Below are 25,937 nucleotides of genomic sequence, written 5' to 3'. Positions count from 1 at the left end.
TAGTGATTTCAGCAGAATTTGTAGTTGCATATTCAGCGGTTAAAAAACATGCGAACAAAGTAATTTAGTTTATAATCAGGCTGCCGGAGGTCTCTGCTCGCTAGCCTCCGCACCGCAGTAGTGGTAATTAAACAGCCCAATTATTAGAACATTATCAAAGTATTAATTTCACAAGTCTCACTCCTTTGGTTATGCTACTGAGTATTATAAATTATATTGCGAAACCCCCTATGCTACCGATACTTCGTATCTTGTTAATTGAGCAAGATCCAATCACCCTAAAAGAGCTTTCAACGAATCTGTCAAAAACAATTCCTAATTTTGAGCGAGACGATATTCATATCGATATTGTTGAGCGTCTTGAGCTAAAACACGCGTTGGAAAGTGTAGAAGAAGATGGTGATATTCAAGCGGTTGTGCTCAGTTGGGATTTGCAAAATAAGGTTGGCGAACGAACTTATAGTCGCTTTATCGAGCAATTAAAAGCAATTCGTCTTGAGTTACCGGTTTATGTTATTGGCGACGACACTAAAGGGCTGGAAATCGTTAACGAGTCAGAAGAAATTGAATCGTTTTTCTTTAAAGACGAAGTAATTTCTGATCCAGAAGCAATTTTAGGTTATATGATCAACGACTTTGACGACCGCTCAGAAACGCCATTTTGGACAGCGTATCGCCGTTATGTTGGCGAGTCGAACGATTCATGGCACACACCGGGCCACAGCGGTGGCTCTAGCTTTAGAAACTCCCCTTATATCAAAGATTTTTATCAGTTTTATGGCCGCAATGTATTTGTTGGCGACCTGTCGGTGTCGGTTGACTCGTTAGGTTCATTGTCAGATAGTACAAACACCATTGGCAGAGCTCAAGAATCAGCAGCGGCAACATTTGAGGTTAAGCATACTTATTTCGTCACAAATGGGTCGTCTACCTCAAATAAAATCATCTTGCAGACACTGCTTCGCAAAGGCGATAAAGTGATCATCGACCGCAATTGTCATAAATCGGTGCACTATGGCATCTTGCAATCGGCGAGTTTACCTATTTATTTGTCGAGTATTTTAAATCCTAAATATGGGATCTTCGCGCCACCATCGTTGGCCGACATAAAGCAGACTATTGAACAAAATACCGATGCAAAATTACTGGTTCTTACCGGTTGTACCTACGATGGCCTACTGAGCGATCTGAAACAAGTGGTCGACTTTGCCCATCAACATGGTATTAAAGTGTTTATTGACGAAGCGTGGTTTGCTTACTCTTTGTTTCACCCGAGCTTACGCTATTACTCTGCTATTCATGCAGGGGCAGATTATATCACCCATTCCGCGCATAAAGTGGTATCGGCGTTTTCTCAAGCGTCTTATATTCATGTTAACGATCCTGACTTTGATGCCGATTTCTTTCGAGAGATTTACAGTATCTACGCCAGCACATCGCCAAAATATCAGCTTATTGCATCCCTTGACGTATGCCAAAAGCAATTGGAAATGGAAGGCTACAAGTTGCTTAATGCCTTGTTGAATCATGTGGAAGAATTTAAACAACAAATGGCCTCGCTCAAGCAAATTAAAGTGCTAGGTAAGCAAGATTTTATGGAAATATTTCCACACTTTAGCGGTGATAACATGGGCCACGATCCGCTAAAAATTCTTATCGACATTAGCGAATTGCCTTATTCATTAAAGGATATTCATAAATATTTACTGGACGAAATTGGTCTAGAAATAGAAAAATACACTCACAGCACTATTTTAGTTTTGCTGACCCTTGGCGGCACGCGTTCAAAAATAATTCGTTTGTACAATGCGCTGAAAAAACTCGACAGCGGTAAGGTTAAGTTATCAACATCAACGCGCAGAGCACGCTTACCAGAAAACTTACCAGCGATAGACTTGGCGTGTATTCCTAGCGATGCTTTTTATGGTGAGCGAGAATCTGTGCCCATCGCTAAAAGTAACAACCGCATTTGTGCCGGTTTAGTTACCCCTTACCCACCGGGCATTCCGCTTTTGGTACCAGGCCAGCATATCACTGAGGATCACATTGAATACCTCAAAGAGTTAGCGGGACAAGGCCTCACCATCCAAGGCAGTTTCGATGGCGAAATTTATGTTCTTAAAGGCAAGGTTAAGAAGTAAAGATATTACTACAGTAATTTCAGTCAGGCGTGTAATTAAAAGTTACTCTACTTTAATATTTGGTACGGTAAGCCCCTATTTTTAATAGGGGCTAGCTGCAAACATCTATATTGTTCGTATTTCTAACCTTATTTCATGGATAAGAGTGTTATAGCCGTTAAGTAAAAGCTTGAAAAGTAGTGTCTGCTGAATTTAAAGTTGATGCGCATCATTGGTTCACACTCCACGCACGTAAATCAAAGTGTGGTAGCTATATCATTAAAAACGTGCGTGAGTTTAAAGATAAAACAGAGCAACTTACCTCAAATATTTAAATGAAAACGTTTTTAATTTACGGTGCGTTTCCTTTGCATTCAGCCCCGTGAATACGGGGAACACAGCAACGTTTTTTCGCTAAATTTCCGCAATATCGGTTCAGCCCCGTGGATACGGGGAACACGTTATATACAAATACACGCTCGTTTCTGTCATCGGTTCAGCCCCGTGGATACGGGGAACACGTTTGATGCACTATAAGCAACGTTAGCACCACCGGTTCAGCCCCGTGGATACGGGGAACACACACATTTTCCTGATGATGCTGACGGTATTGACGGTTCAGCCCCGTGGATACGGGGAACACCTTTTTAAGCTCATAACCCCCATATTCATAATCGGTTCAGCCCCGTGGATACGGGGAACACTGTCTACTATGCCCGAAGAACACAAGTACACGCGGTTCAGCCCCGTGGATACGGGGAACACTGATTCATCCATGATAGCTAAAATGTCTCGTACGGTTCAGCCCCGTGGATACGGGGAACACTAGCGGGTCGTACACAATAACGCGTTTACCCGCGGTTCAGCCCCGTGGATACGGGGAACACATGGAGCAAATATTTAAACGCCTGGGCTTTGGCGGTTCAGCCCCGTGGATACGGGGAACACTCATACAGGCCACAGGCTCTATTGCACTCAAGCGGTTCAGCCCCGTGGATACGGGGAACACTTTAGTTGTTGCAGCAGTAACAGCAGGGTCAGCGGTTCAGCCCCGTGGATACGGGGAACACTCTAATAGTATATGCTTGTTTTTATTAAATAAAAATAGCTATGTAAAATCTACCACGTTTTTAAAGAGCAAAACAATTATTTTTCAGGAGGTATCTCTTGCGTAATTGGAATGAATTTAACCAATCTTAATCCTTCCAAATCAATCGGCATCCGTGCATTTTTACCATAGGTAATGAAATCAAAACCAGATTCAGTATTTGTACCCCAAGCCATAACGACGTTTCCTTGCTCTGCTAGCTCAGTGACTTGAAACCATATCATTTCTCTTATTCGCCTGCCAACATCCCCAACATAAACACCTGCTCGAATTTCTAATAACCAAACAGCTAACCGCCCTCTTAATCTTGGCGGTACTGCTTCGGTGACTACAACACACATGCTCATAATTTATTCCTAACTTGAACGATGGCCAGAATCGCCTATAGATTCGGGCTCGGGTAATGCCGGTGGCTGTGCATCATCATAAGGCTTAGGCGGAGTGATCTCACCTGCATTTAGTACTTTTTCTATAAGAGGTATTAGCCGTTGTAGGGTTTTATCTTTTCTAAAGGCTTCACGGCACGCTATGCGCACTTCTCGATCAGGTTGTTTAGGCCGTTTACTCGCGACTTTAAATGCAGCAGGTACAACCGTTTCAAATTTAATAAGATCAGCAATGTCATACACAAATGACAGCGGCTTACCTGTGTGTAAAAAGCCTATGGCTGGCGCATAACCTGCGGCTAATATCGCGGCCTCGGTTACACCATATAAGCATGAAGTGGCAGCACTTATACACTGATTTATTATATCTCCTGCTTGCCAATCTTTTGGATTGTAGCGTCTGCCGTGCCATTCGATATTATATTGCTTTGCTAATAGCTGGTATGTTTTACGAACTCGCGCACCTTCTATTCCACGTAGCTGATCAACACTACGTCGTTCTGGTGGAGCTTCATCAAATCGTAGTTCAAACATTTTGCGCACGACTTTTAATCGCAAACCTTCATCAAGTGCTAGTTTAGCTTGATAGAGCAATTTATCTGAACGTGCACCTCCTGGCTGACCTACAGAATAGAGCCTGACACCTGCCTCTCCTACCCAAATGAGTAATGTGCCTGTTGTCGCTGCAAGCTTAACAGCAGCATGACTTATACGGGTACCGGGTTCGAGTAAAATACACACTACTGAGCCTACTGGTATATGCATTCGCTCGCCGTTCACTTCATCAATTACCACAAATGCACCATCGCGTACGTCAATACGACCCATTGCAACAAAAATCATTGAATTACGATCTTTAATAGGTATGGGTTTTAAAGGGAGAAAAGCCATTATTTAATATCGCTTTGATTTGTAGTTGTACTTACTTTTGGCTGTTCAGTAATAGAGCCACTCAGTATCCCCATTTGTTTAATCGCTAACTTGTTGAGGCTTTCAATACGTTACGCCTGATTAATTCCTTGTTCAATAAAATGAGCATTTAAACTTTCTAAATTAGCTAAACACACTAATTGATGAACATTAGCATGATCGCGCATATTGCCTTTTATTTTTGGATTTTCAGTGCGCCATTGCTTTGCAGTTGTGCCAAATAATGCAACATTTAAAAGATCAGCTTCGCTGGCATACACTTGAGCTACTTGAGATGAGCTAACAACATCAGGTATTAAGTTTTCTTTAATCGCATCGGTATGTATTAAGTAATTTACTTTAGCTAGGTTTCTCTTTATGTCCCAGCCTAACTGTTGTTGCTCTTGATCTTTTAAGCGTTGAAATTCTTTAATCAAATAAAGTTTAAATTCAACTGAAATCCAACTTGCGAACTCAAACGCAATATCTTTTTGTGCAAATGTACCACCATAACGCCCTGCTTTTGAAATAATACCAATAGCATTGGTAGCACTTATCCATTGTTTAGCCGTAAGCGTAAAGCTATTTAACCCTGCTTCTTTTTTAAACCCGTCGAATTCGACGGGATTAAAATAGGGATTATTGAGTTGCTCCCAAATACCTAAAAATTCAATAGTGTTACGGTTACGCAGCCAGTTACGAATTAAATCATCTGTACGTGCGGTATTTTTAAAACGCGCAATATCAGTAATATTGATATATTCGATATCACCTTGTTTTAAAGTGGAAATATCCTTTTCAAGTACCGTTAGTTTCGTAGCCATAACAATTCCTATTAAATTTTAAAGTACATCAATTTTAGTTCGTTTTATAAAGTACATACTCACCTTTTACTAACGCTTTAAATAAAGGTAAATCATGCTGATATTTACGCTGTACTGATTTAAAAATAAATTTTGCTTCAATATTAAGCGCTGTAACCGCATCTTTTCTTAACTGCGATGCTTCTTTTCTATCTACATCTAATAAAAGTTGTTGAATAATTTGTTGCGCATTAGAGGTGAAACGTTGCATGGCCTGCTCTTTAATTCCTCCTACAAAGTTTTTATCATAACCAACGCCAAACATTTTATTAAACGATTGAGAAAGCTTATCTTTTTGCTCAAGCCCTGCATCAATAACTTGAGAAATACGCCTATTATTTTTTGAAAGTGAAGAGGGCATAGAATACAAATCATAAACACGTCCTGTGATTGAACCTTGATCAGCAATATTACCGCCAATGAGTATATTAGCTCTTCCTCGTCCTAACTTAGTTTGAAATTGATTAAAAATAAAAGCCGGTTTAACTGTCGCTTTATCTGTTTCCTTTCCAACAATATAAGAGGTTAATTCTTGCCAGGATTGCCAGCTTTGATCCCTTGCGCATACGGCATATGTGCCATCTTCTTTTTCCGTTCTTGGCGTATAAGGGTGCAACCACCAACCAGCACCATTATCACGACCATTTTTCGTTGAACCATATGCACCAGTAAACTTTATTCGCTGAAAATTTCTAACTAATTTATCTGTCTCAATGCCACAAATATGGCAAGTTCCAGACTCCTCTAACACCAGAAAATCAATATAGTATGCAAGTGCAAACAAACCTCTTTCTAACCCAATATTTTGTGCTTGGTAGACAACTCCTGAAGGAGGTAAATCCCACATATAACGTGTTTCTGCTGTTTCATCTAATACTGAGCATTCAGCATAAAAATCAATCGCTACAGTGTTCAATAGTAAGGTTGCTTTCAATGTATCCCCTGCAATTAAGGTAGTTATGGAGCCGCCGCCCCTTATACCTGTTGCTCCTGTGGGACCAAAACATTCACCTTTAATGTTCATATGTAAATTGTAATTAAGAACATGAGTACAATCTGGACAAGATTGACTGACACTTTCTGGTTCTGAAAATAACCCTAAAGCATTTGCTGAACCACCACATTCAATTCCTGAAACTAACTTGGTTATTGGCCCATCAGCTATTTTTGATTTGGCTGGAAATGGTAAACGCATAAAACGCGTTTCTTCAAACCATTCCACTTCTATCTTCTCAAGTGCTTTATCATACTGTTCAACCGCTAAACCATTCGCTAAGTAACCTTCCAACTCAGCGATTGTTGGCTTTAATACGACCGTTGTAAGCGACGCTAACATTTGCAGCATGGCTAACTGGGTTTCATCAAAAAAGTACTGGAGTTGATAATCAGTATTGGAAGTTAAAACCTCCTTTAATGAAACTTTACCAACGGTTGTAGAAATAAAAGGATCTTTAAGTAAGTTCATTTATTCCCTCCTGATCATTTTTAGTCGTTTGCCCGCTAACAAATACTGTTCTCATTGCATATTTTCTAAAAATAGAGGTTAACTTGTCTCGTACTTGCAACGTAGCAACATGGTTTTCACCTTGTATATCACTAAAAATTTGCCCGTTTTCACCATGCTCTTTTAAAGCAGTAGACGGGTTAGTTTGAGTTATCACCGCTTCAAACAAAGGTCGCGTCAACGGACACGATTTTCTGCCTTGAAACACAGTAAACTGTGGCGCTTTCACTGCATAAGTTAGCTGTTTAATTAACTGTTCACTGGCTGTAATAGCAAACGTATGTTCACTATCACACCAGTATTCTCTGTAAGTAGGTTTAACGCCTTTTTGAATTTTCCCCTGTGGGCTGCGAAAATTTTGCACTGTGTGATAGTCCATTATTTTTTCGCCCGCATTATTAACTTGCACTGCCACCTGCACACTTTCAGATAGCTCGAAGAGTCTATCTTGCTCTTTGCGCGTAATACCAAGCGCGGCAGCAAGCAAACCTATAACTGCAGAACGTGTTGGAAAGTGATTAGCTCTGCGGTGAACATCAAAGGTTTGCAAGCCATATGCTGACAATCCTTCTGTTTTTAAAATTAACGTTTTCATAATTAACGCCTTTTGTATTTTTATAACAACTTAGGGGGTAACTGATATTAAAATGCTAACTCACTAACTTTATTCACCATTGTGATTTTTTCACTCTGAGCTGTATTGGTCATATCAAATGCTTTTGCCTTTGATTCTAGATCATAACCATCAACTAATTTTTCATAATGAGACACTAAACTTTGAATGGATGCTTCCATTACTTCCCCTGTATTGGGAATTGGTTTTCTAAAAGCATTTGCAAGAGATAATGGTTGGTTTGAGCTAGTACATAATACAAAGTCAGCCTTGTTATGAGCGGCAAACGTTTTTTGCTTGGCTGAAGGTGAAACCTGTGCAAAACAATTAACAATAGTGGTTATTATAAAGGCTGTTTCCTCAATTGATTTTTTAATATTCTGCGCTAATAGGTCTACGTTAATAGATGCATAACGATAAAATACACCTGAACTGAATTCGTTTGTACCAATATGCCCAGAACCTTGCTCTGCTAAGTCATCACACGCTGTAAACCAATCCACTTCAATATCTGCGCTGTGAGTAGTTAAACTATGCGCTACGCTCATCGCAGCTTCTACATTGCGTTCAGGGCAGCTCGCATCCATTCGCCCTGATAATGCAACATCAATAGTGGGTAATTGCACAATTTTTTTAAGTTCTTTTAGATCTGTACCCGCTTGTACAATATTAATGGCTTCGCGAATAGCACCTAACGAATAGGGTTGTACTGCATCAAAGTAACGACGTTTATCTTTGGTGTCTTTATCTGTTTCTGTTTTTATTTTAGAACCCATATTTTCTAAAACACTCTCTATCGTTTTAGCATCAAATTCAGGTAGTTTTTCTATGCAAAGCTTTAGTAAATCATCAAACCGATTAGTTCTAATTGATAGCTCTTCTACATCTTTTTTATATAAATCGCTCTGGCGAATTGCGCGCTTTAAACACTGGCTTGAAATTCTACTGCGTGTGGTTCCGCCGAATACAGCTGTTTTTTGTAAACCGGAATCATCACGATTCATCATTGAAGAAGGATGTGATATTAATGCGTGAATATTGATAAAAGTAGTCATTGTAATTTCCTTTGATTTTTACTTAATTTTCATAAAATGAGTGTTACTAAACTAATCGTCAATTTGTGCCAAAATAAACTCTTTTAAAAGCTCGCGTCTTGCTTGCTCTCCCCAATATTGCGATAACTTACCTAAACTAGATAAGCTAACATTTTCACACCGTATAAGTTGCCGTTTTAAGTATTCAATTGCATTATCACCACTGCGTGTAATTTGAATAATGTGCGCCCCTTTTACACCTGCTTTTAAAAGCGCAAAAGCGACCGAATCTGACTCAGGCTCTGCTGTGACTTTAATCGATACGAGTAAAAATAAAATACGCTGCGTCTGCGCGTTGTCTTGCGCGCCTGAAAATTTTAAAACGCGAAAATATGCAGGGCAATTAGCTAACTTTTTTAAGTTACAGCGTTTAAGTTCAGCCTGATCGCCTTGCGGTAAAGTTAAGTAGGCTGTATATATTCTGTTGTACATAAGTATTCCTAAATTAACTGGCTTTAGCTAAAGACAATAAACCTGCGCCGGCGTGTTTTTGTCGACCTATACCCATAATTAAAGCCTGATAAATTTGTTCTGCATTAGTAATTTGCAAAACCCCTTCAAAGCAAACATAACGGCTATTAAAGCTTTTTTTACTTTTTACTAGTACGCTATCTATCGCGGTTACATTAACATTGGCACCCGATAACTTTTTATGCAGCCATTGAACTTGTAGGTCTTCATCATGAATTTCTACAACTCGTTTACCTTGGCTAATGCACTTAGTTGGGTATGCTAATAACTTAAATTTATAAAACTCTTCATTGTTTAATTGAGGTGAAAATTCCTTGCTCTGTAATACCTTTGCACTATCACTACTTTTTGGTTGAGTACTTGACTGTAAGAGCACCGTTATCTGGCCTTCATCTGACATATTTTCAACTCTAAATAAATGGTCACGTTTTCTATCCGGTGTTTTTGGAAATAAACTCCAAATTGCCTGATGTTGTAAATAACCATCAGTCGTCTTTAATGCCACCATAGATATGAACATAGAGCCTCCTTTAATTTATTATTTTTTCAAATTAGGTAATACAATACCTAATTCGCCGTATTCAATGTCTTTGTTTACTACAGCTTTAATGCAATGAAAATCACTGTCTTGCTTGCCTTTAGCATGCTTTTTAGCAATAGCAACGGTACTACGCTCTCTGTCTTGTTGTTCTTTATAGTCACCTCCATGTAATAACTCACCTAGTTCATCAAGAAGCACAACCGTTGCCGTCATTTCACCTTCGCGGGTTAATAATGCGCAACGAGGATCGACATCTGTTAATGGCTTTGAATCAAGTACACTGTACATTTTTGCTGTATAAGCTGAGCCATCTTGCTCAATTTGGTATTTATCGTATAAGTTAGTTAGCTCTAACGCTTCATTTGGGTATGGCTGTTCCGCATGCACATATTCAATTGCTTGGCGATAGCAATCTGGGAAAGTTAAAGTATCTGTTTGCTGCAAATACTGCTCGGTTCTAAATAGTACACGGGTGCTTCTATACACAAAGCCACTACCCTGATAATGACTGCTCCAATTACTAATCTTCTGGCTTGGTAATAAAGTAATAAATGTTGGCTGTTTTATTCTATTACAACGAGTATGGAGTGACGTATTAATACGATTATGTCGCCACAACCTCCCCATGCGCTGCATTAAAAACTCTATTGGGGCTATTTGACTCACTATAATGTCAAAATCTAAGTCAAGCGACTGTTCAACAACTTGAGTAGCAACTAGAATACGCCCTTTACGAGGTGCGTCTTTGCCATACGTTTGTAGAACTTCATCTTCAATTCTTGCTCTATCTGCATAAGTATAGCGTGCATGAAATAGATCAACTTCAATCTCCCCTTCTGCTACTAAACACTTTAATTGAGCATACAAGCCTTGTGCATCTGCAACTGTATTACAAATAATACCAATAACGGCACCGGCTTTGGCATGCTCTAATAGTGTTATTTGTTGCTCTGAAGAAGGCAATAAATCTTCTGAAAACCAATTTTCAATTGTTATATGTTTCTTTTTACCAGATGACTCTAGCGAATATTCTTGGGTATTACCTTCTAAATCAACATGTGTTACGAGTGGATACTCATTGCTTCTTGCTGTACCTGCATAAGGTTTAAGTAATTTGTTTTTTAACGATAAAGATAACGTCGCCGATAATAAAATAACGTTAGAAAAGGCTTGGTGTTGTCCCTTAATAACTTTATCAATCAGTGCATACATGTATGCGTCAAAACTATGAATTTCATCAAGAATTAATACTGATTTTCGTGTGCCAAACGAGCGTATAAACTGATGTTTTATACTTAAAACCCCCATTAAAATCTGATCGACTGTTGCTACTGACATAGAGCCCAGAAAAGCGCGTTTATTTGATTGATGTAAAAAGCCATTTTCATCTGAAAATAAATACTTTGATTTACCATGAGCGAGGGTGGGTGTGCTATCCGGAAACAGCTTAAAGGCAGCTTCACCAATCCGCTTAAATAATCCATTTGCAGTTGCTTGTGTAGGAAGACCAAAAACAATTCCATCAGCTAGGTTTTGCTCAATTAGCATTGAGGCATAAGCCAATGCAAACTCCGTTTTTCCTGATCCCGTATCAGATTCAACTATCGTTAAGCCTGTTTCCAATGGTAGCTTAGGTAGTAAGGTTTGAATTCCTCGGGGTTGATACGGCTTAAATAAAAAGTCGAATCCTGAACCGTTAATTTTGTTTAGCATGCCTGATTCAAGTAATGCATCTTTTGCTCTTGGCAATGCTTTTTTATAGTAATCTTGTAAATCAAGCGTTTGATCTTTAGTGAAATTGGTTATAGAAGAGCCAATCCAATCAGCAACACTGCACAAACCGGCAAGCATTGGAATATCGCCAACTTCAGGTATTACTGTTAAACCTGTAAACAAAAGACAAAAATCAACCCACTCTTGGCGCGCTTGTTTATCAAGCTCTACTAATTCTTCATCTGCGTCTGGATCAATTAAATTTCGATCTATTGATATATCACAAAAACCATGATGACCAGCAACCGCTTTCATTGCTTCATTATGACCATATTGTTGGATAAAATGCAGATAGCCATGTGAGCCATGAGCATATTTTTCTGGCTCAACTTCATATTCACAGCCTTGTAATTCTATTCTTACTTCTTCGACAAAATTTTGAAAGCGAGCATCAAACTTACCTAAATCATGCAGTAAAACATAAAATAATACGATTGCTTTAGCTTCGGATTGGGAGAAATTAATTTGTTGTGCGATTTGTTTTAAAATAACATTTGATTCATCTAGCCATATATCAACTACAGCTGCCACATCCAAACAGTGATAAACCAACAAGTGATAGTCAGCGCCATTTTGCAGTGGCTCTCGCTTTGCTTTCCCCCAATATTTATAATAACTTGATATATCCATTACTTTTTATCCTTTGTTATCGTTGCGTCTAAATTACTGGCTGTTTTCCTTTTCAGCAACACTGTATATTTATCACCTGTCGTAATTTTAAGCATGTTTTTAGTTTATTAGTATCTGCCCATTCATTAGATATTACGGCATGTAAGGTTGTAAACTAGCTAAGCAATCGGGGCTGAGTATAATTTGTTGCGCTTCGGGGTTTGCTTGATAGCTATCTACACGTAGTTGTTTTAAAAGATAAAGTAATAAAGTAGCGCGAACTTTTAGGTTACGCTTGTAATGACCATTGGGTTGTTGGTGCATTTGGTGGTCGAGCGCTATTATTTTTGCTTTATTGGCGGTTAACCGAGGATCTGGCTCTATACTAACTACCAGTTGAGTTTGCCATAATGTGTCGTTTTGTTGGTCATACTTAGCTGGCCCTTCTATTTCACATTCGCCATTAAAACGAGTAAGAACAAAGTCTCTAAAATCACGATTTTTTTCGCAATAAGCGCGTACATGCCAGCGAGCACCATCAAAGACTAAATTATGCGGACTGATAATACGCGATTCAAACTCAGGATTTGATACTGAGGCATAACCAACGTCTATTCGTTGCTTATGTTTTAGTGCGTGTAATATCCCACTCACTCTTTTTGGATTTACTGGTACTAGCGGGATTGCATAGCAGTAAAGTGATTATAATATTCACTTTGAATACCTTGCTGGGTAATGCTTAAATATGTACCAAGATCTTTTTCACCATACCTTGGCATAAAGTGGTTTGTTGCCTGATAGCCTTTTTTTGAGTTGTTGTAAGTTAAAGATTTAGGATACAGTTTTACATAATCTTGTATATATTTAGATGCACTTGAACGACTTATATTAAAATGGTGTTGTATGTGCTTAGTCGTTAAGCGATTTTCCCAAAATATAATAAGTTCTATAAAATGAAAGCGCTTAATTAGATCGTAATTTATGTGTGGCGTCATGCTGTTCCTTAGCTATTTTTTATTCTTTTTACAAAGTATCAAATTAGCTAAAAATAACAATGACAAATTTTGTGATAAAACATTTGTCAACACAAACGTTTATAAATGGTTACTTAAGCATCATGTCGATCCGCATATAAATTATGCCACTTTATCTGCTCTCTAAAGTACATGGTTTTTAGCCCTTATAATAAGGGGTGTAAATTAACTACGCGGTTTAGACGCCTTATCTACTATTCTTATAATTATTAAATGGCGAGCCGCCTCGCCGTTTAACCGTTGGTATTAAAACTCAAATAATATACCAATTTGAGTGGTTTCATTTCGGCCGAACTCAGCTTCAGTATTCGCATACGAGAGTGAAAGTAAAACCAAGTCACCTACAGGGACTTCAAACCTAACTTTATAAGTAAAATCGGTGCCTGAAAACTCTTCTTCGGCCTCAGGTCCGGGGTTCAAAAACAGTCCTTGTTTTGTCTCCAGTTCCCAGTGTGAGAAGCCGACCATTGGCACAACTTTAAAATACGTAGCTAAATCAAAAGAATAGCCTGCCATCGCCTTAATTTCATAGGTTTCGTAACTATCAAAAGTACCAAATAATATATCGCTTGATGAGTAGGCTACGTTAGCTTCCGTTACTACATTGTTTGCAAATTTATAACCTAGTACGTAATTTATAGAGAGTCCGTCTGTATCAAAATCCTCTTTTAAAATAGCAAAATCTTTATCTACAGCTATTTTACTAGTACCTAGCTCTACACCCATTCTTATTTGAGCCTCATTTGCATGCGAAGAAAAACTACTTATGAGTAAAGTAAGAGCAGTAAGTGAGATCATTTTTTTCATTTTATTATCCAATATTAAGTTAATCCTAAAAGCGATGCAGTGTTGCCCCTAGGCTAGGTTCAATATATGATAATGAGCGACCCTAAATTAATCTACAGACATAGCGGGACATTTTTAAATATGCCATGCTGCGCGAAACTTTAATTAGCAGTTAAAATCCCTTTGATCATACGTATATTTAACGCTGAGTTATAAGAGCAAAAAATTGAACAACTCAAAAACCGCCCTGCTAAACAGAAAACAGTTACAACAATTAATCTTACAAAAATCAATAAAACACTTATGGCTTGCCAATCAAATTGGTGTGAGTGAAAAAACATTAACTCGATGGCTCAATGGATCGGTTTCCAGAATTAGGCTTAGTAACTTAACTAAACTTGCTCATGCTTTAAGCTGCACTAAAGAAGATTTAATTGCCCGCTCAGAAATAGATATTTATCCTAGCGAAGAAAACCGCGATATTTTAGTCAACGAGTTGCATAACGATGGGCTTTTATATGAACTAATGATGAGCAGTAAAATTAAACTCGCCATTTCTTTAATAAAATCGACATTTCATTCAACGTTACCCCGCGCTATTATTGCTAATTTTTATATTAAACTTGGTTACGCATCTCTTATTCATCGTCAATATAAAAATGCACTGCAATATTTTGAAAAAGGCTTTAATAAAGCGACAAAAGCGGATGATCTTTCGCTCGTTTTTTCTGCTAATTTAGGCTGTGCAATTACATTATTTTTTTCGTGTGAGTTTAAAAAGTCACAATATTACTTAGCTATTTGCAGTAATTCATTACAATACGCTAACCAAGAGAAAGCGCATTACTACAGCACCTATTCGCTCTTTAATTTATATTCTGGTGATATAAACGCAGCTATCCAATCTGCTAATTTATGTTTAACCGAATGCGGGGAAACAACAGACTCAATAGAAAAAAACCTATTTAAAGGGACAGCTTTACAGCTACTTGGGGCATGTTATTTATTAAAAGATGATACTAAAGCCGCCTATACGTTTTGCGCCGAGTCACTCAATGTCGCCAACCTTTCTGGGTATAACCGCTGCGTTGCTGTATCTAAGGGATACTTAGCGGCAATTCATTGTACAAATGAAAAACCCGCACTCGCAGAGCAACTTATTGAGCAGAGCATAGCCTTAGTAAGTGATGAAGACATTTCCCTGCCAAGTTTATTATGTATAGCACTCTATATTTATCGAAAAACGGCAAACACAACAAAATTTCTAGCCTGTCTAAGCACACTAAATGCGATGTGTAACACAACAAATGTCGTCAATACATTTGCTACCTACCAACTTTACCTTATAGATATAGAGCAAGGCAATACACTCGCCGCATCCGAAAAGTTAACGCAGATTGAAAGCGCGCTAAACCAGCTTTCACTCCCTTTGTGGCTGGCATGGTTAACAAAACCTAATCTTTAATCCACCCAATACTCAAAATATAGCGGCAGCCTATTTCTATTTTCATAACGCGGTGCTCATTAATGTCGGGGCGAAAAAGCTTTATTCTGCGGGTGTTAATTATTGAATCCTTGCATATAAACTCACCTCCTTTTTTTGCGGGCTTTAACACTATATTTAACCTGAAGTGTTTACCTGCTTTTACTCTATCTGTATGCGGCTTTATTTCACTCCCTTGCGGGAATTTTATTAAGTAACCATCAAACTTTATAGGCCACAAAGCACCACATAACAGCATTTTATCGTAGCCTGTTTCTTGTCTGCCTCGTTGCCAGCGAAATAATTTATTAAACATAAAAGCTCGATTGTTAGGGTGTATTGATCTTTAAGAATTAAAGTTAAATAACCTGAACTCTGGATAATAAATCTATCTCGAGCAGCTATTTTCAGCGCTAACTGCGTTGAATTTACTTGCAATAGGCCAGCTATTGACGCGTAAATTCGCCTTGTTTTCACTGAAAATATCTGGCTAGAGAAAATAAATTTAAATATCACCATTATTCAATACGTTGGTAAATCTCCTAACCAAAGTTCAGGTTAAATAAACTCTTCTAAGCAGATTGGATTCAACAAATCCCATTAGGTATATTTTTAATAAACTAAGCGCTAAAGCCATTTAATTTTTAGCTTTGCAGAGTGAACTCTACTTACTTGCGGCCGTAATAAATTGCAATTTATGTCAATATAACTTATCGCATTTGGCGCTAATGAAATATCATTACTTTGGCCTATGCAATTACCAATAAATTTACCATTTTTGTCGAATGTTGATGCAACAACAGCCCCCGTATAGATACTTTCGTTAGTAACATTTTGTAACTCTGCCGTTATTCTTACTTTACCATTATCTTTAAAAACCTCAGATAGAGTGAGTCTATAGCTACCACTAAAATCAGACGTTGTTTCAAGTGTTTTATTAGACACCAACTGTTTAAACCCACTGTTTACCTCAGCCGCTATTGTTAAAGCGTACACACTTAAACAACCAAGCAAAGCAATGACAAATCCTATCCCCCAAAAAAAACCTTTTATTGATTCGTTAAAGTTACTACTGCTCATTTAAACTCCTTTTTATTTGCTACCATTGTATTTCGTTAATAATGTATCCAAAATAGCTTTTTTCACCAACTAAATTTACGCTTTTATTTTTCAGTGTTAGTAACTCATTTTTATTTAAGTACCACCTTATTGAATGCTCTTCATGGGTAACTAAATCTGAAAACGTTAGCTTCACGCACTGTGGTTCGTAGTCGCTACTACATGTATCTGTTTTAATTAGCAAATACTCTTGCGACCACTGCTCACCCAAGTGGTAATGGGCCCAAAGCTGTATTGGTACAGCGCTTAGTGACCAAAAATAAAAATAAATTAAAATAGGCGTAAACAGAAAAGTAAAACAGGTGATTAATTTTCCCTCTTCGCTAAATTGATATTTGAGTGATTCACGTACTTTTTTACTAGTTTTATAACGAACAAAAAATATGATCACAGCCAGTATCGTTAACGCTATCAGCACCCTGCTTTTTAAAAAATTATAATATGCGTTAGGAATAAATGCAGGGTCTATACTCTCAAACCATCCATAAAATATAACGGGTAAAAACACCAACAATAATCCGATGATAAGAAATAAATAGCCACGTGTTTTGGTCATAATCGGTGTACCTAAGCTTTTACTAAAATAGTTAAAAATTTGTATTACTGTATTTATAATTATATTTACTGTAAGGGTTTGATTGCAAAAAGTAATGCTGCCATTGAATATGAGGCACTAATTTTTACTTTATTAGAGCTTGAGCTAACTTTTGAATCGATTTGGTTATTTCAATCGTACTTATAGCGCCATAGCCAAAGCGAATATGCGTAAGAGCTTTTTGATCTACAGCAAATAGCGTACTTAACGTTGAATCGTTGTTTTTAAAGTCAGAAAGATCCCTTCCCTCAATTAACTTTGAGATATCGACCCAAATGGCTAAGCCTCCTGTCGGTAGTAAGAATGAGATTTTATCGCCAAATACTCGAGTGAATTCTTGTGCTGTATGGTTTCTTCTTTCTTTATACTCTCGCCTTACTTTTCGTATATGTCGCTTTACTTCACCTGACTCCATTAAGTCTGATATAACGTGTTCTGTTATGGTATTGCCCTGTCTATCAATAAGTACTATTTCTTGTGCTGCGCGTTTAATAAACTGAGTATCTGAAACAATGTACCCAAGTCGTAGTGCTGGCGCAAACACTTTAGACATAGAACCAATATGCACCACGTTTTCGGAATTAGGTAGACTTGCCAATGGCGGAATTGGATTACTTTCATAATGAAATTCATGGTCGTAGTCATCCTCAATAATAGAAAATTGATGGGTTTTAGATAGCGCCAACAAAGCCAATCTTCTGTGCATGGGCAGGCATACCGTTGTCGGGTATTGATGGTGCGGGGTAACATAAACACCCGACACATTGTGATTTTCGAGTATTTCACGTAAGTGAGCTATATCAAGCCCCTGCTCATCTAATCTACATTTAACGACTTCAAAACCATTTGATTCAAACGCAGCTTTTGCAGGTAAATAACATAAATCTTCCATAATAATGACCCCTTTTTTGGAGTCTAATATTCTTGATGCTAAATAAATCCCCATTTGGCTGCCTCTGACTATACATATTTCTTGTTCTGAGCAGTTCATGAATCGATCGCTGGAGAGCATTTTTTGTATTGAGTTACGAAGCTCAATAGCGCCGCGAGGATCGCCGTACCCTAGCTTAGCCTGACGGCTTAAATTAACGCACACTCGCCGATAAGTACGTGCCAATAACTCATATGGAATTAAACGAGCATCAGGTGTGCCATCATTCGTTATTGATACACAATCAGCTAACGCCAAAGCATCAAGATATAAATTTTCGACCAACTTAGATGATGGTTTCGTTTTTATTGTACTGCTGAGCAAATTGGTATTTGCAGCTGACAAACTTTGCTCTGGTAGTGTTTCAGATACGAACGTACCGCGCCTCCGTTTGCTTTTCAACCATCCTTGCACCTCAAGCTCTTCGTAAACTTGTTGCACTGTTTTTCGATTAATACCTAACTGATTAGCCAGTGAGCGAGAGCCCGGCAATATACTTCCTGGCGTTAAACGCCCAGTTTGTATGTCTTTTGTTATACGGTTCAGTAGTTTCGAATGGAGCGTTTTACCGCAGCTATCCTCAAAAGTGAACTGAATATCCCAAGGTCTTAACATAAGCACCTCATCACTGGACCCCTTAACTTTTCATTTCTGGCTCTTATTTTCCATCCAGACTATCGCTATCTTACTGCCATTGTCAAAACATAAAAAGAGAATAACTCACATGAAAACATTAAATACAACTAAAGAGGCCTTGATGAAAAGTACGCAGCAAGACATGCAAACACTCATTCAAGATAGCAACTTAACAGATCGCGAAAAACTGGCGCTAACATGCCGAATATTATTTGATAAAGGCCATGACTCTGGGTTAGCGGGGCAAATTACTAGCCGTACAGAGAAAAATAATACCTTTTTAACACAACGATTTGGATTAGGTTTTGACGAAGTAAGTGCAAAAAACCTAATTGAAGTCGATCAAGATCTAAAGCCTTTAGATGGAGAAGGCATGGCTAATCCTGCGAACCGTTTTCATACATGGATTTATAAAGAACACCCAGAAGTAAACTGCATTATTCATACACATCCAACACATATTGCTGCGTTATCGATGCTAGAAGTCCCTTTGATCATATCTCAAATGGATACATGTGGATTGTATAACGATTGTTCTTTTGTGGCTGACTGGCCTGGTGTACCGGTTGGTAACGAAGAAGGAATGCTTATTTCAAAAGCACTGGGTAAAAACCGTGCCGTGTTTCTTGCACATCACGGGCAGCTTGTTATAGGCAAAAATATTGAAGAGGCGTGCAACCTCGCAATATTGATTGAACGAGCCGCTAAATTGCAATTACTCGCAATGGCTGCAGGTGAAATTAAGCCGCTTCCTCACAAACTAGCTCAAGAAGCTCACGACTGGGTTTCTACCGACAAACGAAATAAAGTCAATTTTGCGTACTACGCAAGACAGGCATTAAAAAATCACACTAACTGTATTTAAGGCACATAAAATGAATATATCTGGAATTATAGGTTACCCAATAACCCCTTTTCACAATAACGGCCAAGGTGTTGATTTTGATAAATTAAGAATTGTTATAGACACATTACTTACTGCTAAAGTAGATGCTATAGCCGCTTTAGGCAGTGCTGGCGAAGCCGCTTATTTAAGCCAAACTGAATGGGAAAATATTTCCAGTTACACAGTTAAATATGTAGCAGGTAGAGTACCCGTTGTTATTGGTATTGCTGAATTAACCACTGAGCAAGCACTAAAACGCGCGACATATGCTCACAGCATTGGTGCTGATGTGATCATGCTTTCGCCATTTTCTTATTATAAATTGAATGACGATGAGATTTATGCACATTATCAAAGTGTATCCGACGCGACACCTCTTCCTATTATGATATATAACAATCCAGCGACATGTGGAGTTGATATGTCACCTCAATTTATGCTGAAAATGGTCAACAACATAAAAAATGCAGTCATGATCAAAGAAAGCACTGGCGATATACAACGTATGCATAAAATCTATAAACTTTCTAATGGCGAAGTACCTTTTTTTAATGGCTGTAATCATATGGCTCTTGAAGCCCTAAACGCTGGCGCTGTTGGCTGGTGCACTGCCGCTCCGTGCTTAATTGGTGATCAACCAAAACAATTATTAGCAGCAGTTAAAAGCGGTAATAGCAGCAAAGCAAAAGAGCTATTTTATCAACAATATGACTTTTTAGAATTTATTGTTAAATCGGGTTTGGCTGCTGCCGTTAAATCTGGCTTTGCCTTACAAGGTGTTGACGTGGGCGGCCCTAGAAAACCGCTTTTACCTTTATCTGTATCAGAGCAGGCACGACTTAAAGGCATGTTATTAAATTTAGATGCTCTTTGTTAAATGACTCTTAGGGGTTATGCTTTCTACATATACAAAAGCATAACCCCATCAATACAATCGTAAAAAACAAACTGACTCTAAGAACATTTAGAGTCCAGCCTAAGGCTTTGCTGTACCGCTGTTAAAACAAACCTGCTTACTTCCAACTTATTATACTTTCGAAGCCCTCACAATTTTGTACAACATCAGAAGCGTTTGAAATAAATACTTGCTGTGTTTTAGAAACTGGATAGCTAAGGTACTCAGAACATTGGGCGCTTTGACCATTACCCACTACGACCTTAGTGCCTGGTTTCAATGTACATTTCACCAGCTTATCAAGCGGCGACCATTGATAACAAATTTCATAGTTTTCTCTATATTTAGCCGTACTACCTGTTGGCAGCTGAAAAGACCACCACTGACCAAGCTGACTACGAGGGTTTGTGCTATTCCATGCTCGATACACTGTTACTTCATGCGTGCTTTGGTAGACTGACCCTTGGCATAACCGACCCTTTAATGGCTCCCCGATTGCCTGAGAAAGAAGGTCTGGATCTTGAACTAGTATAAATTGATTACCTAATTCACCCGTGATCTCTGTACTACCTACACACGCTTGCGGCGACACTTGCACTGCTACCTCAGGCTTATTAGCGCACCCCTGAATAGCAACGATTAGTGCTCCGATTAAAATCCTTTTCATATTACCCACCTATGTTTAATGTAAAGTTGTTAGCGGTATATAGCCGTTCCGCACGATTTTTAGTATCTGCTTTTCGTTGAAGTAAAGCCAAAACCCATTAACTTGCTCAATATCCAAGCAGTTTAAACTGACACAGGTAAACATAGCATATATTAAACAACATAAAGATCGCGCTATTTTTGATAGCTTATTTGGTGCAGGGCCACAATCACCTTACCACTACATAGCGCCTCGATTATTAGCTGCAATAGGGTCAAATCGTGACCGTTATAAATGCGCTGCTGACATACAAAAATACGCAGGCATTGCCAATGTTACCGAACGCAATGGTAAGAAAGAATAAATATACTGGCGATACTCGTGCACTAAATTTTTAAGAAAAACATTTGTGGAATGGGCAGGATTATCTATTCGTTTTCGTTTTGGGCTAAAGTGTATTGTGAGCAACAGAAAGCCAAGGGGAAGCCGCACAACAGCATTATTAGAACACTGGCATTTAAGTGGATACGAATCCTATTTAGGTGCTGGAAAACACATACGCCCTACGATGAATCAACTTACTTAACTGCATTGAAAAGTAAGGGATCACCGCTGTTAAAATTTGCGGTGGAAAGTGAGCTTTAGCGCTTGCTGTCCACCTCAGGGGCGTGTTGTTATGTGCATTTATACACCCAGCCTTTCAATAAGCTTTTGAATTGATCGCTCAGGTGATTCACCAGCAGTATCAATTGAGATTATCTCCGAATCCCAAGAGTGAAATTCTCTTGATTTTACACTTTCCCAAGATGGTAAAGCCAAACCTTTCACAGGAGCATCACGGCTCTCTACTCTACTTTTATGCTCAATTTTATTAGAACAACTAATTTCTATATTAACGTATTTTGCACCAGAATTAATAGCTGTTTGCTCCCATTCAACTCTAGATTCAGGGACAGTGTTACATGAGTCGCCAACCACATTTAGCCCTTGTATTAAATTATCTGAAGCCAGCCTATAAGCTATTTGATAACCTTCAGCATAAACCTCTAAACTACAGATATCCTTTAAGGATTGCTCAATAGTATCAACTCGTAAATACGACGCACCGAGGTATTTACTTAAAAGTGCCGCTAAAGTACTTTTCCCAGTCCCCGGCAATCCTGAAAAGATATAAAGTGTTACCATACTAGATTTGCACCTAACGAGCATGTAGATTAACTCGTTTTTAAATTTGTTTTTATTGATAAACAAACCATAACTGAGTTCCTATTTTGGTTCAATTGATTACTGTATTTTTACGCAGAATATTAAAAAGTGTTTAGTGTGGGTTTTATTCGCGTTTTGGAAGGAGTTACGGGTGTTTCAGTGGATTTATTTTGGCTTAAAAGGGATTACCTCTCTTCAATGCATCGCGTTTTGCCGTTTTTCTATATTATGAACTACGCAATACAGTTGCCATTGCGTATTCACTTTCGTTTGACCCCGTAAGGTCAATTCACAACTAAATTAGACAGCCACTCTAATTGAAAAATAAAACTGTGCTATTAAATTTACTTTTCAGGTTAAAAATTTATCTTTTACTAATACGTTACTTTCATTTCATCCAGTAAATAAGCCATTATCACTATTAAACCTAAATTACATTCATGAAAATCACTGCATAATCGCAGTTTTAATTTTGACTGAGTCGTTTAAGTTTTATGCGAGTAGCTTTTCGCAGTTGCTGATACTCGCTCGCCGTTTTCAATTTAGATTTTCACAGTAATTTACTTGTGAAGATGACCGGCGTACGCAACGTGATGTTCAGTGATAGTACTATGTATTAACCAAACTTGCTTGACGCTTTCTCGCAGTAGCCATATGGCAGCCTGCTTTTTTTGCACAAAATAAAAACGAGTACTTAGTTCAAAAAGTGAAAATATTAGAATGGATGTCTAGTTTACTGATCTGTTTTGAAAAGTAAGGGCTCACCGCTGTTAAAATTTGCGGTGGAAAGTGAGCTTTAGCGCTTGCTGTCCACCGCAGGGCGTGTTGTTATGTGGTTTTCTCTGCGTTACGAAATTTCATAGCAACAACAGTTGAAACACCAAAAACAACACAATAAATAATGCCCAAATATATATTGATAACAACAAAAGACATGATTGAAAAACAAAACGTTATTAAAGCAACTGCAGCCCAAATAGTAGCGACATTAAAGAATTTTTTTTCATGATGCTCATCTTTAAATATACGTACTGAATAGATTGATAAAGCTAATATCCCCAAAACCTGAGGAATGTATTCAAATATCATCGTGAGACTCTCCTTTTCACCTAACGAGCCTGTAGGTTAACTCGTTTTTTATTTGTTTTTATTGATAAACAAACCATAGCTGAGTTCCTATTTTGGTTCAATCTATTACTGTACTTTTACACAGCATTTCAAGAAGTGTTTGATATTGTTTTAATTGGCGTTTTGGAAAGGATTACATGTGTCTGAGTGGCTTATTTGAGGTTAAAAGGACTTCCCCTTCTTAATGCACCGTGTTTTGCAGCTTTTCTATATTATGAACAAGGCAATACAGTTGCCGCAGCGTAAGCTAAAGGCATTCACTTTCGTTTGACCCCGTAAGGTCAATTTATTCATGCCTTTGTTGACGGTAATATTGCGCTTTTTATTTAAAGGAAAGCAAGCTCAAAACAGCCGAGTCGTTTGCCATTCTTTAATAAACAGCTGTCGCCACACCATCGGGCTGTCTATTTTTACTTTCATTTTATCGATATAGCTCAGCTTTTTGCGTGATTTATTATTCTTGATTTTCACTTAACACATTGCTTTAATTGATTGTTTTTGCAACAGTTAGAATGAGTGTTATCCTAACTGTTAATAACCAACAAGGTTTAACCTGATTATATGCCTACAGACCTAAGTCACCTGCCTTGATTAGACGCTCAATACGCGTACACCTGACTTGATAACTGCGTTAGGCACATGAATCTAACTGGATCACAATGATGAAACCAGCCGCCTTGAATAGTGCCATGATTAGGTTAATCGATGAATGTCTAGTGCCCCAGCAAGCCCAAAAGGATATGGGAAAAACCTGGCTGCGATGAGATCGCAATAAGAGATTACGGCGTAACGCGCCCTATATGTGTTTGCCGTAAGCTATTTGCTTAACAGCCGCATCAACATACGAAGTAAACGAATTCGTTTATTGATAAAAACAGCCAAATAAAATACTAGTGTCTATTGACAGAGTTAAGGCTCATATGTGTTTGTTGTTACCCTCCAAACGTTTCAGCACAGGTTTGAAAAACTGCTACAGCAATTAGTATTTTTGCAAATGAAGTTTTTTAGAACCCATCCTTTGTCATCGTAAATATACCCAGTCCCCCCAGCAAACACCTCATATGAATAGATCTCCTTATTCATGGTTAATTCCCCTGAATATTTACAAGGCATAATAATTGACTCTCCATGAGCTTCTTCATTACTGACTTCCTCCGCTGTTTGAAAGTACAAGGTAATTTCGCTTTTTGTCAATTGAAAGCTATCACAAACCTTAGATCCCTGCTTGGTGATATCGACAACTTTTTCTGTAGTCAATATTTGAATTTTTTTTTCATGATTAAAGGCACAAGATGTAATAAAAAAAGCAGCGCCTAGACAAATGACATTTTTTATCATGGAGCAACCCCAACTTTTAAATATTGAAGCAACTGGATTCCTTCTGCTTTCTTTTTCCTAGCAATTACACCGTGTGCGTAAACATCTTTATTTAAATTTAAAGAGAACTCCTTTAATAATATATCCACTAACAACTTCAATGATTGAAACTGTTCGTTTGTTGGTCGTTCAAAGATATTTGTAGCTTTGTTAAACCGACCTACAACCTCAATTCCTAATGAATCATTATTTGAAGGATAACGAAGAGGATAAGCTTTTCCTAACTCATGCCTAGATACATTTTTTACTCTTTTGGAAAATGAAAATCCTTTCTGATGAAGCAAACTATTAACCGTTTTTAATTCTTTAGGGTCACATGATTTTTCGTCGGCACACCGAGAATATAAGATACCAACATGCCAACAGAGTTTTTCTAAACTAGCTGTTTGGTATATTGTTCCATCATTAGCAATTAAAAAATGAGCTCCAGTTTTTTGCCCTGAAGCATAACCATTCAGGGATGAAATAGCATTCGAACCTGCAGTTCGATGAAGCACTATAGATGTTACGTTGTTAATATTCCCATGTTCAATAGAGTTGTATCGCTTGGCCGTTATACGCCCATCTACGATTATTCCATTTGTAACTGTTGTCATTAAAGTTCCTTTTAAATTGTGTTTACAAAATATCAAATTTACCTGTTAGCTTGAAAACAAACTAACGAGCCTGTAGATTAACTCGTTTTTTATTTGTTTTTATTGATAAACAAACCATAGCTGAGTTCCTATTTTGGTTCAATCTATTACTGTATTTTATGCAGAATATAAAGTGGGAGTTTGGTGTTGTTTTAATTGGCGTTTTGGAGAGTATTTATGGTGTTCGAGTGGCTTTTATTTAGGGTAAAAGGGCTTCACCTTCTTAATGCATCGTGTTTTGCAGTTTTTCTATATTATGAACAAAGCAATACAGTTGCCGCAGCGTAAGCTAAAGGCATTCACTTTCGCTTGCCCCCGTAAGGTCAATTTATTCATGCCTTTGTTGACGGTAATATTGCGCTTTTTATTTAAAGGAAAGCAGGCTCTATACAGCCAAGTTGTTTGCCATTATTTAATAAACGACTAAACTAGACAGCCACTCTAATTAAACAAATAAAACTGTGCTATTAAATTTACTTTTTCAGCTAAAAATTTATCTTTTACTATTGGGTTACTTTCATTTCACCCTTTAAATAAGCCATTATCACTCTTAAACCTAAATTACGCGTATGAAAATGACTGCATGATG

Annotated in this window: 26 protein-coding genes and 1 CRISPR repeat array; of the genes, 5 read left to right on the top strand and 21 right to left on the bottom strand. The window is 38.0% G+C overall.

What is annotated here, in order from left to right; genetic code table 11:
• Positions 1–230 precede the first annotated feature (230 nt).
• Together H5119_RS06990 and H5119_RS20440 are read left to right on the top strand one after the other, a co-directional pair.
• Positions 231–2,141 (top strand): aminotransferase class V-fold PLP-dependent enzyme, encoded by a 1,911-nt coding sequence (locus H5119_RS06990; RefSeq protein WP_182701716.1) that lies wholly within the window; start codon positions 231–233, stop codon positions 2,139–2,141.
• Positions 2,142–2,320: 179 nt separating this feature from the next.
• Positions 2,321–2,455, top strand: coding sequence for a hypothetical protein (locus H5119_RS20440; RefSeq protein WP_259399027.1), 135 nt, complete (start codon positions 2,321–2,323; stop codon positions 2,453–2,455).
• 35 nt (positions 2,456–2,490) lie between these two features.
• A CRISPR array of direct repeats spans positions 2,491–3,190; the repeat unit is 29 nt; unit sequence CGGTTCAGCCCCGTGGATACGGGGAACAC.
• Positions 3,191–3,266: 76 nt separating this feature from the next.
• Here the strand turns inward: H5119_RS20440 and cas2e are convergent.
• The 12 genes from cas2e to H5119_RS06930 all read right to left on the bottom strand — a co-directional run bounded on the left by cas2e (position 3,267) and on the right by H5119_RS06930 (position 13,832).
• Positions 3,267–3,575 carry a type I-E CRISPR-associated endoribonuclease Cas2e gene (gene cas2e, locus H5119_RS06985; protein ID WP_138585739.1) on the bottom strand — a complete coding sequence of 103 codons (309 nt, stop codon included), beginning with the start codon at positions 3,573–3,575 and terminating at the stop codon, positions 3,267–3,269.
• 9 nt (positions 3,576–3,584) lie between these two features.
• Complete coding sequence (cas1e, locus tag H5119_RS06980; protein WP_138585738.1) at positions 3,585–4,505, bottom strand: type I-E CRISPR-associated endonuclease Cas1e; 921 nt, start codon at positions 4,503–4,505, stop codon at positions 3,585–3,587.
• A gap of 110 nt (positions 4,506–4,615) precedes the next feature.
• Positions 4,616–5,347: a KilA-N domain-containing protein gene (locus H5119_RS06975; RefSeq protein ID WP_182701715.1), complete on the bottom strand. Its 732-nt coding sequence runs from the start codon at positions 5,345–5,347 to the stop codon at positions 4,616–4,618.
• A gap of 34 nt (positions 5,348–5,381) precedes the next feature.
• Complete coding sequence (locus tag H5119_RS06970) at positions 5,382–6,851, bottom strand: type I-E CRISPR-associated protein Cse1/CasA (protein ID WP_182701714.1); 1,470 nt, start codon at positions 6,849–6,851, stop codon at positions 5,382–5,384.
• On the bottom strand, positions 6,838–7,485 hold the full coding sequence (cas5e, locus tag H5119_RS06965) for a type I-E CRISPR-associated protein Cas5/CasD (RefSeq protein WP_182701713.1): 648 nt from the start codon (positions 7,483–7,485) through the stop codon (positions 6,838–6,840). The genes H5119_RS06970 and cas5e overlap by 14 nt, the downstream gene beginning before the upstream one ends.
• Positions 7,486–7,532: 47 nt before the next feature.
• Positions 7,533–8,558 (bottom strand): type I-E CRISPR-associated protein Cas7/Cse4/CasC, encoded by a 1,026-nt coding sequence (gene cas7e / locus H5119_RS06960; RefSeq protein ID WP_182701712.1) that lies wholly within the window; start codon positions 8,556–8,558, stop codon positions 7,533–7,535.
• A gap of 51 nt (positions 8,559–8,609) precedes the next feature.
• Positions 8,610–9,029 carry a type I-E CRISPR-associated protein Cse2/CasB gene (locus H5119_RS06955; RefSeq protein WP_182701711.1) on the bottom strand — a complete coding sequence of 140 codons (420 nt, stop codon included), beginning with the start codon at positions 9,027–9,029 and terminating at the stop codon, positions 8,610–8,612.
• 13 nt (positions 9,030–9,042) lie between these two features.
• Positions 9,043–9,588 (bottom strand): type I-E CRISPR-associated protein Cas6/Cse3/CasE, encoded by a 546-nt coding sequence (gene cas6e / locus H5119_RS06950; RefSeq protein WP_182701710.1) that lies wholly within the window; start codon positions 9,586–9,588, stop codon positions 9,043–9,045.
• A gap of 18 nt (positions 9,589–9,606) precedes the next feature.
• Positions 9,607–12,012 carry a CRISPR-associated helicase/endonuclease Cas3 gene (cas3, locus tag H5119_RS06945; protein ID WP_182701709.1) on the bottom strand — a complete coding sequence of 802 codons (2,406 nt, stop codon included), beginning with the start codon at positions 12,010–12,012 and terminating at the stop codon, positions 9,607–9,609.
• Between the two features lie 132 nt (positions 12,013–12,144).
• On the bottom strand, positions 12,145–12,645 hold the full coding sequence (locus tag H5119_RS06940; protein WP_182701708.1) for a WYL domain-containing protein: 501 nt from the start codon (positions 12,643–12,645) through the stop codon (positions 12,145–12,147).
• Positions 12,646–12,665: 20 nt separating this feature from the next.
• A complete protein-coding gene (locus H5119_RS06935) occupies positions 12,666–12,986 on the bottom strand; it encodes a hypothetical protein (RefSeq protein WP_182701707.1) in 321 nt (106 codons plus the stop codon).
• A 285-nt stretch (positions 12,987–13,271) separates the two neighbouring features.
• On the bottom strand, positions 13,272–13,832 hold the full coding sequence (locus H5119_RS06930; protein WP_237070409.1) for an outer membrane beta-barrel protein: 561 nt from the start codon (positions 13,830–13,832) through the stop codon (positions 13,272–13,274).
• A 205-nt stretch (positions 13,833–14,037) separates the two neighbouring features.
• Here H5119_RS06930 and H5119_RS06925 point away from each other — a divergent pair, with 205 nt between their 5' ends.
• Positions 14,038–15,276: a helix-turn-helix transcriptional regulator gene (locus H5119_RS06925; RefSeq protein WP_138585728.1), complete on the top strand. Its 1,239-nt coding sequence runs from the start codon at positions 14,038–14,040 to the stop codon at positions 15,274–15,276.
• On the opposite strand, the gene H5119_RS06920 is transcribed toward H5119_RS06925, so the two are convergent.
• The 4 genes from H5119_RS06920 to H5119_RS06905 form a co-directional block, all read right to left on the bottom strand.
• Entirely contained in the window at positions 15,266–15,610 is a 345-nt protein-coding gene (locus tag H5119_RS06920; RefSeq protein WP_182701706.1) for a 2OG-Fe(II) oxygenase, read from the bottom strand. The two genes, H5119_RS06925 and H5119_RS06920, sit on opposite strands and share 11 nt — an antisense overlap.
• A 311-nt stretch (positions 15,611–15,921) precedes the next feature.
• Positions 15,922–16,374, bottom strand: a complete 453-nt coding sequence (locus tag H5119_RS06915; protein WP_182701705.1) for an FxLYD domain-containing protein — start codon at positions 16,372–16,374, stop codon at positions 15,922–15,924.
• 19 nt (positions 16,375–16,393) lie between these two features.
• A complete protein-coding gene (locus H5119_RS06910) occupies positions 16,394–16,969 on the bottom strand; it encodes a hypothetical protein (RefSeq protein ID WP_182701704.1) in 576 nt (191 codons plus the stop codon).
• Positions 16,970–17,093: 124 nt separating this feature from the next.
• Positions 17,094–18,554: a PLP-dependent aminotransferase family protein gene (locus H5119_RS06905; RefSeq protein ID WP_182701703.1), complete on the bottom strand. Its 1,461-nt coding sequence runs from the start codon at positions 18,552–18,554 to the stop codon at positions 17,094–17,096.
• Between the two features lie 109 nt (positions 18,555–18,663).
• Here H5119_RS06905 and H5119_RS06900 point away from each other — a divergent pair, with 109 nt between their 5' ends.
• The gene (locus tag H5119_RS06900; RefSeq protein ID WP_182701702.1) at positions 18,664–19,440 is read left to right on the top strand and encodes an aldolase; all 777 of its coding nucleotides are present in this window, start codon (positions 18,664–18,666) and stop codon (positions 19,438–19,440) included.
• A 10-nt stretch (positions 19,441–19,450) separates the two neighbouring features.
• Complete coding sequence (locus tag H5119_RS06895) at positions 19,451–20,338, top strand: dihydrodipicolinate synthase family protein (protein ID WP_182701701.1); 888 nt, start codon at positions 19,451–19,453, stop codon at positions 20,336–20,338.
• A 136-nt stretch (positions 20,339–20,474) separates the two neighbouring features.
• On the opposite strand, the gene H5119_RS06890 is transcribed toward H5119_RS06895, so the two are convergent.
• The 5 genes from H5119_RS06890 to H5119_RS06865 form a co-directional block, all read right to left on the bottom strand.
• Positions 20,475–21,023 carry a hypothetical protein gene (locus tag H5119_RS06890; protein ID WP_182701700.1) on the bottom strand — a complete coding sequence of 183 codons (549 nt, stop codon included), beginning with the start codon at positions 21,021–21,023 and terminating at the stop codon, positions 20,475–20,477.
• Positions 21,024–21,686: 663 nt separating this feature from the next.
• Entirely contained in the window at positions 21,687–22,187 is a 501-nt protein-coding gene (locus H5119_RS06885) for an AAA family ATPase (RefSeq protein WP_259399053.1), read from the bottom strand.
• Between the two features lie 849 nt (positions 22,188–23,036).
• On the bottom strand, positions 23,037–23,297 hold the full coding sequence (locus H5119_RS06875) for a hypothetical protein (protein WP_182701699.1): 261 nt from the start codon (positions 23,295–23,297) through the stop codon (positions 23,037–23,039).
• A 987-nt stretch (positions 23,298–24,284) separates the two neighbouring features.
• On the bottom strand, positions 24,285–24,674 hold the full coding sequence (locus H5119_RS06870; protein ID WP_138585488.1) for a hypothetical protein: 390 nt from the start codon (positions 24,672–24,674) through the stop codon (positions 24,285–24,287).
• Positions 24,671–25,309, bottom strand: a complete 639-nt coding sequence (locus tag H5119_RS06865; RefSeq protein WP_220492880.1) for a peptidoglycan recognition family protein — start codon at positions 25,307–25,309, stop codon at positions 24,671–24,673. Before H5119_RS06865 ends, H5119_RS06870 begins: the two co-directional genes overlap by 4 nt.
• Positions 25,310–25,937 lie beyond the last annotated feature (628 nt).

The sequence above is a fragment of the Pseudoalteromonas sp. SG45-5 genome (assembly GCF_014164085.1).
Classification (GTDB): domain Bacteria; phylum Pseudomonadota; class Gammaproteobacteria; order Enterobacterales; family Alteromonadaceae; genus Pseudoalteromonas; species Pseudoalteromonas aliena.
The sequence above is the reverse complement of the archived record's forward strand: the minus strand, read 5'-3'. Positions and strand labels throughout refer to the sequence as shown.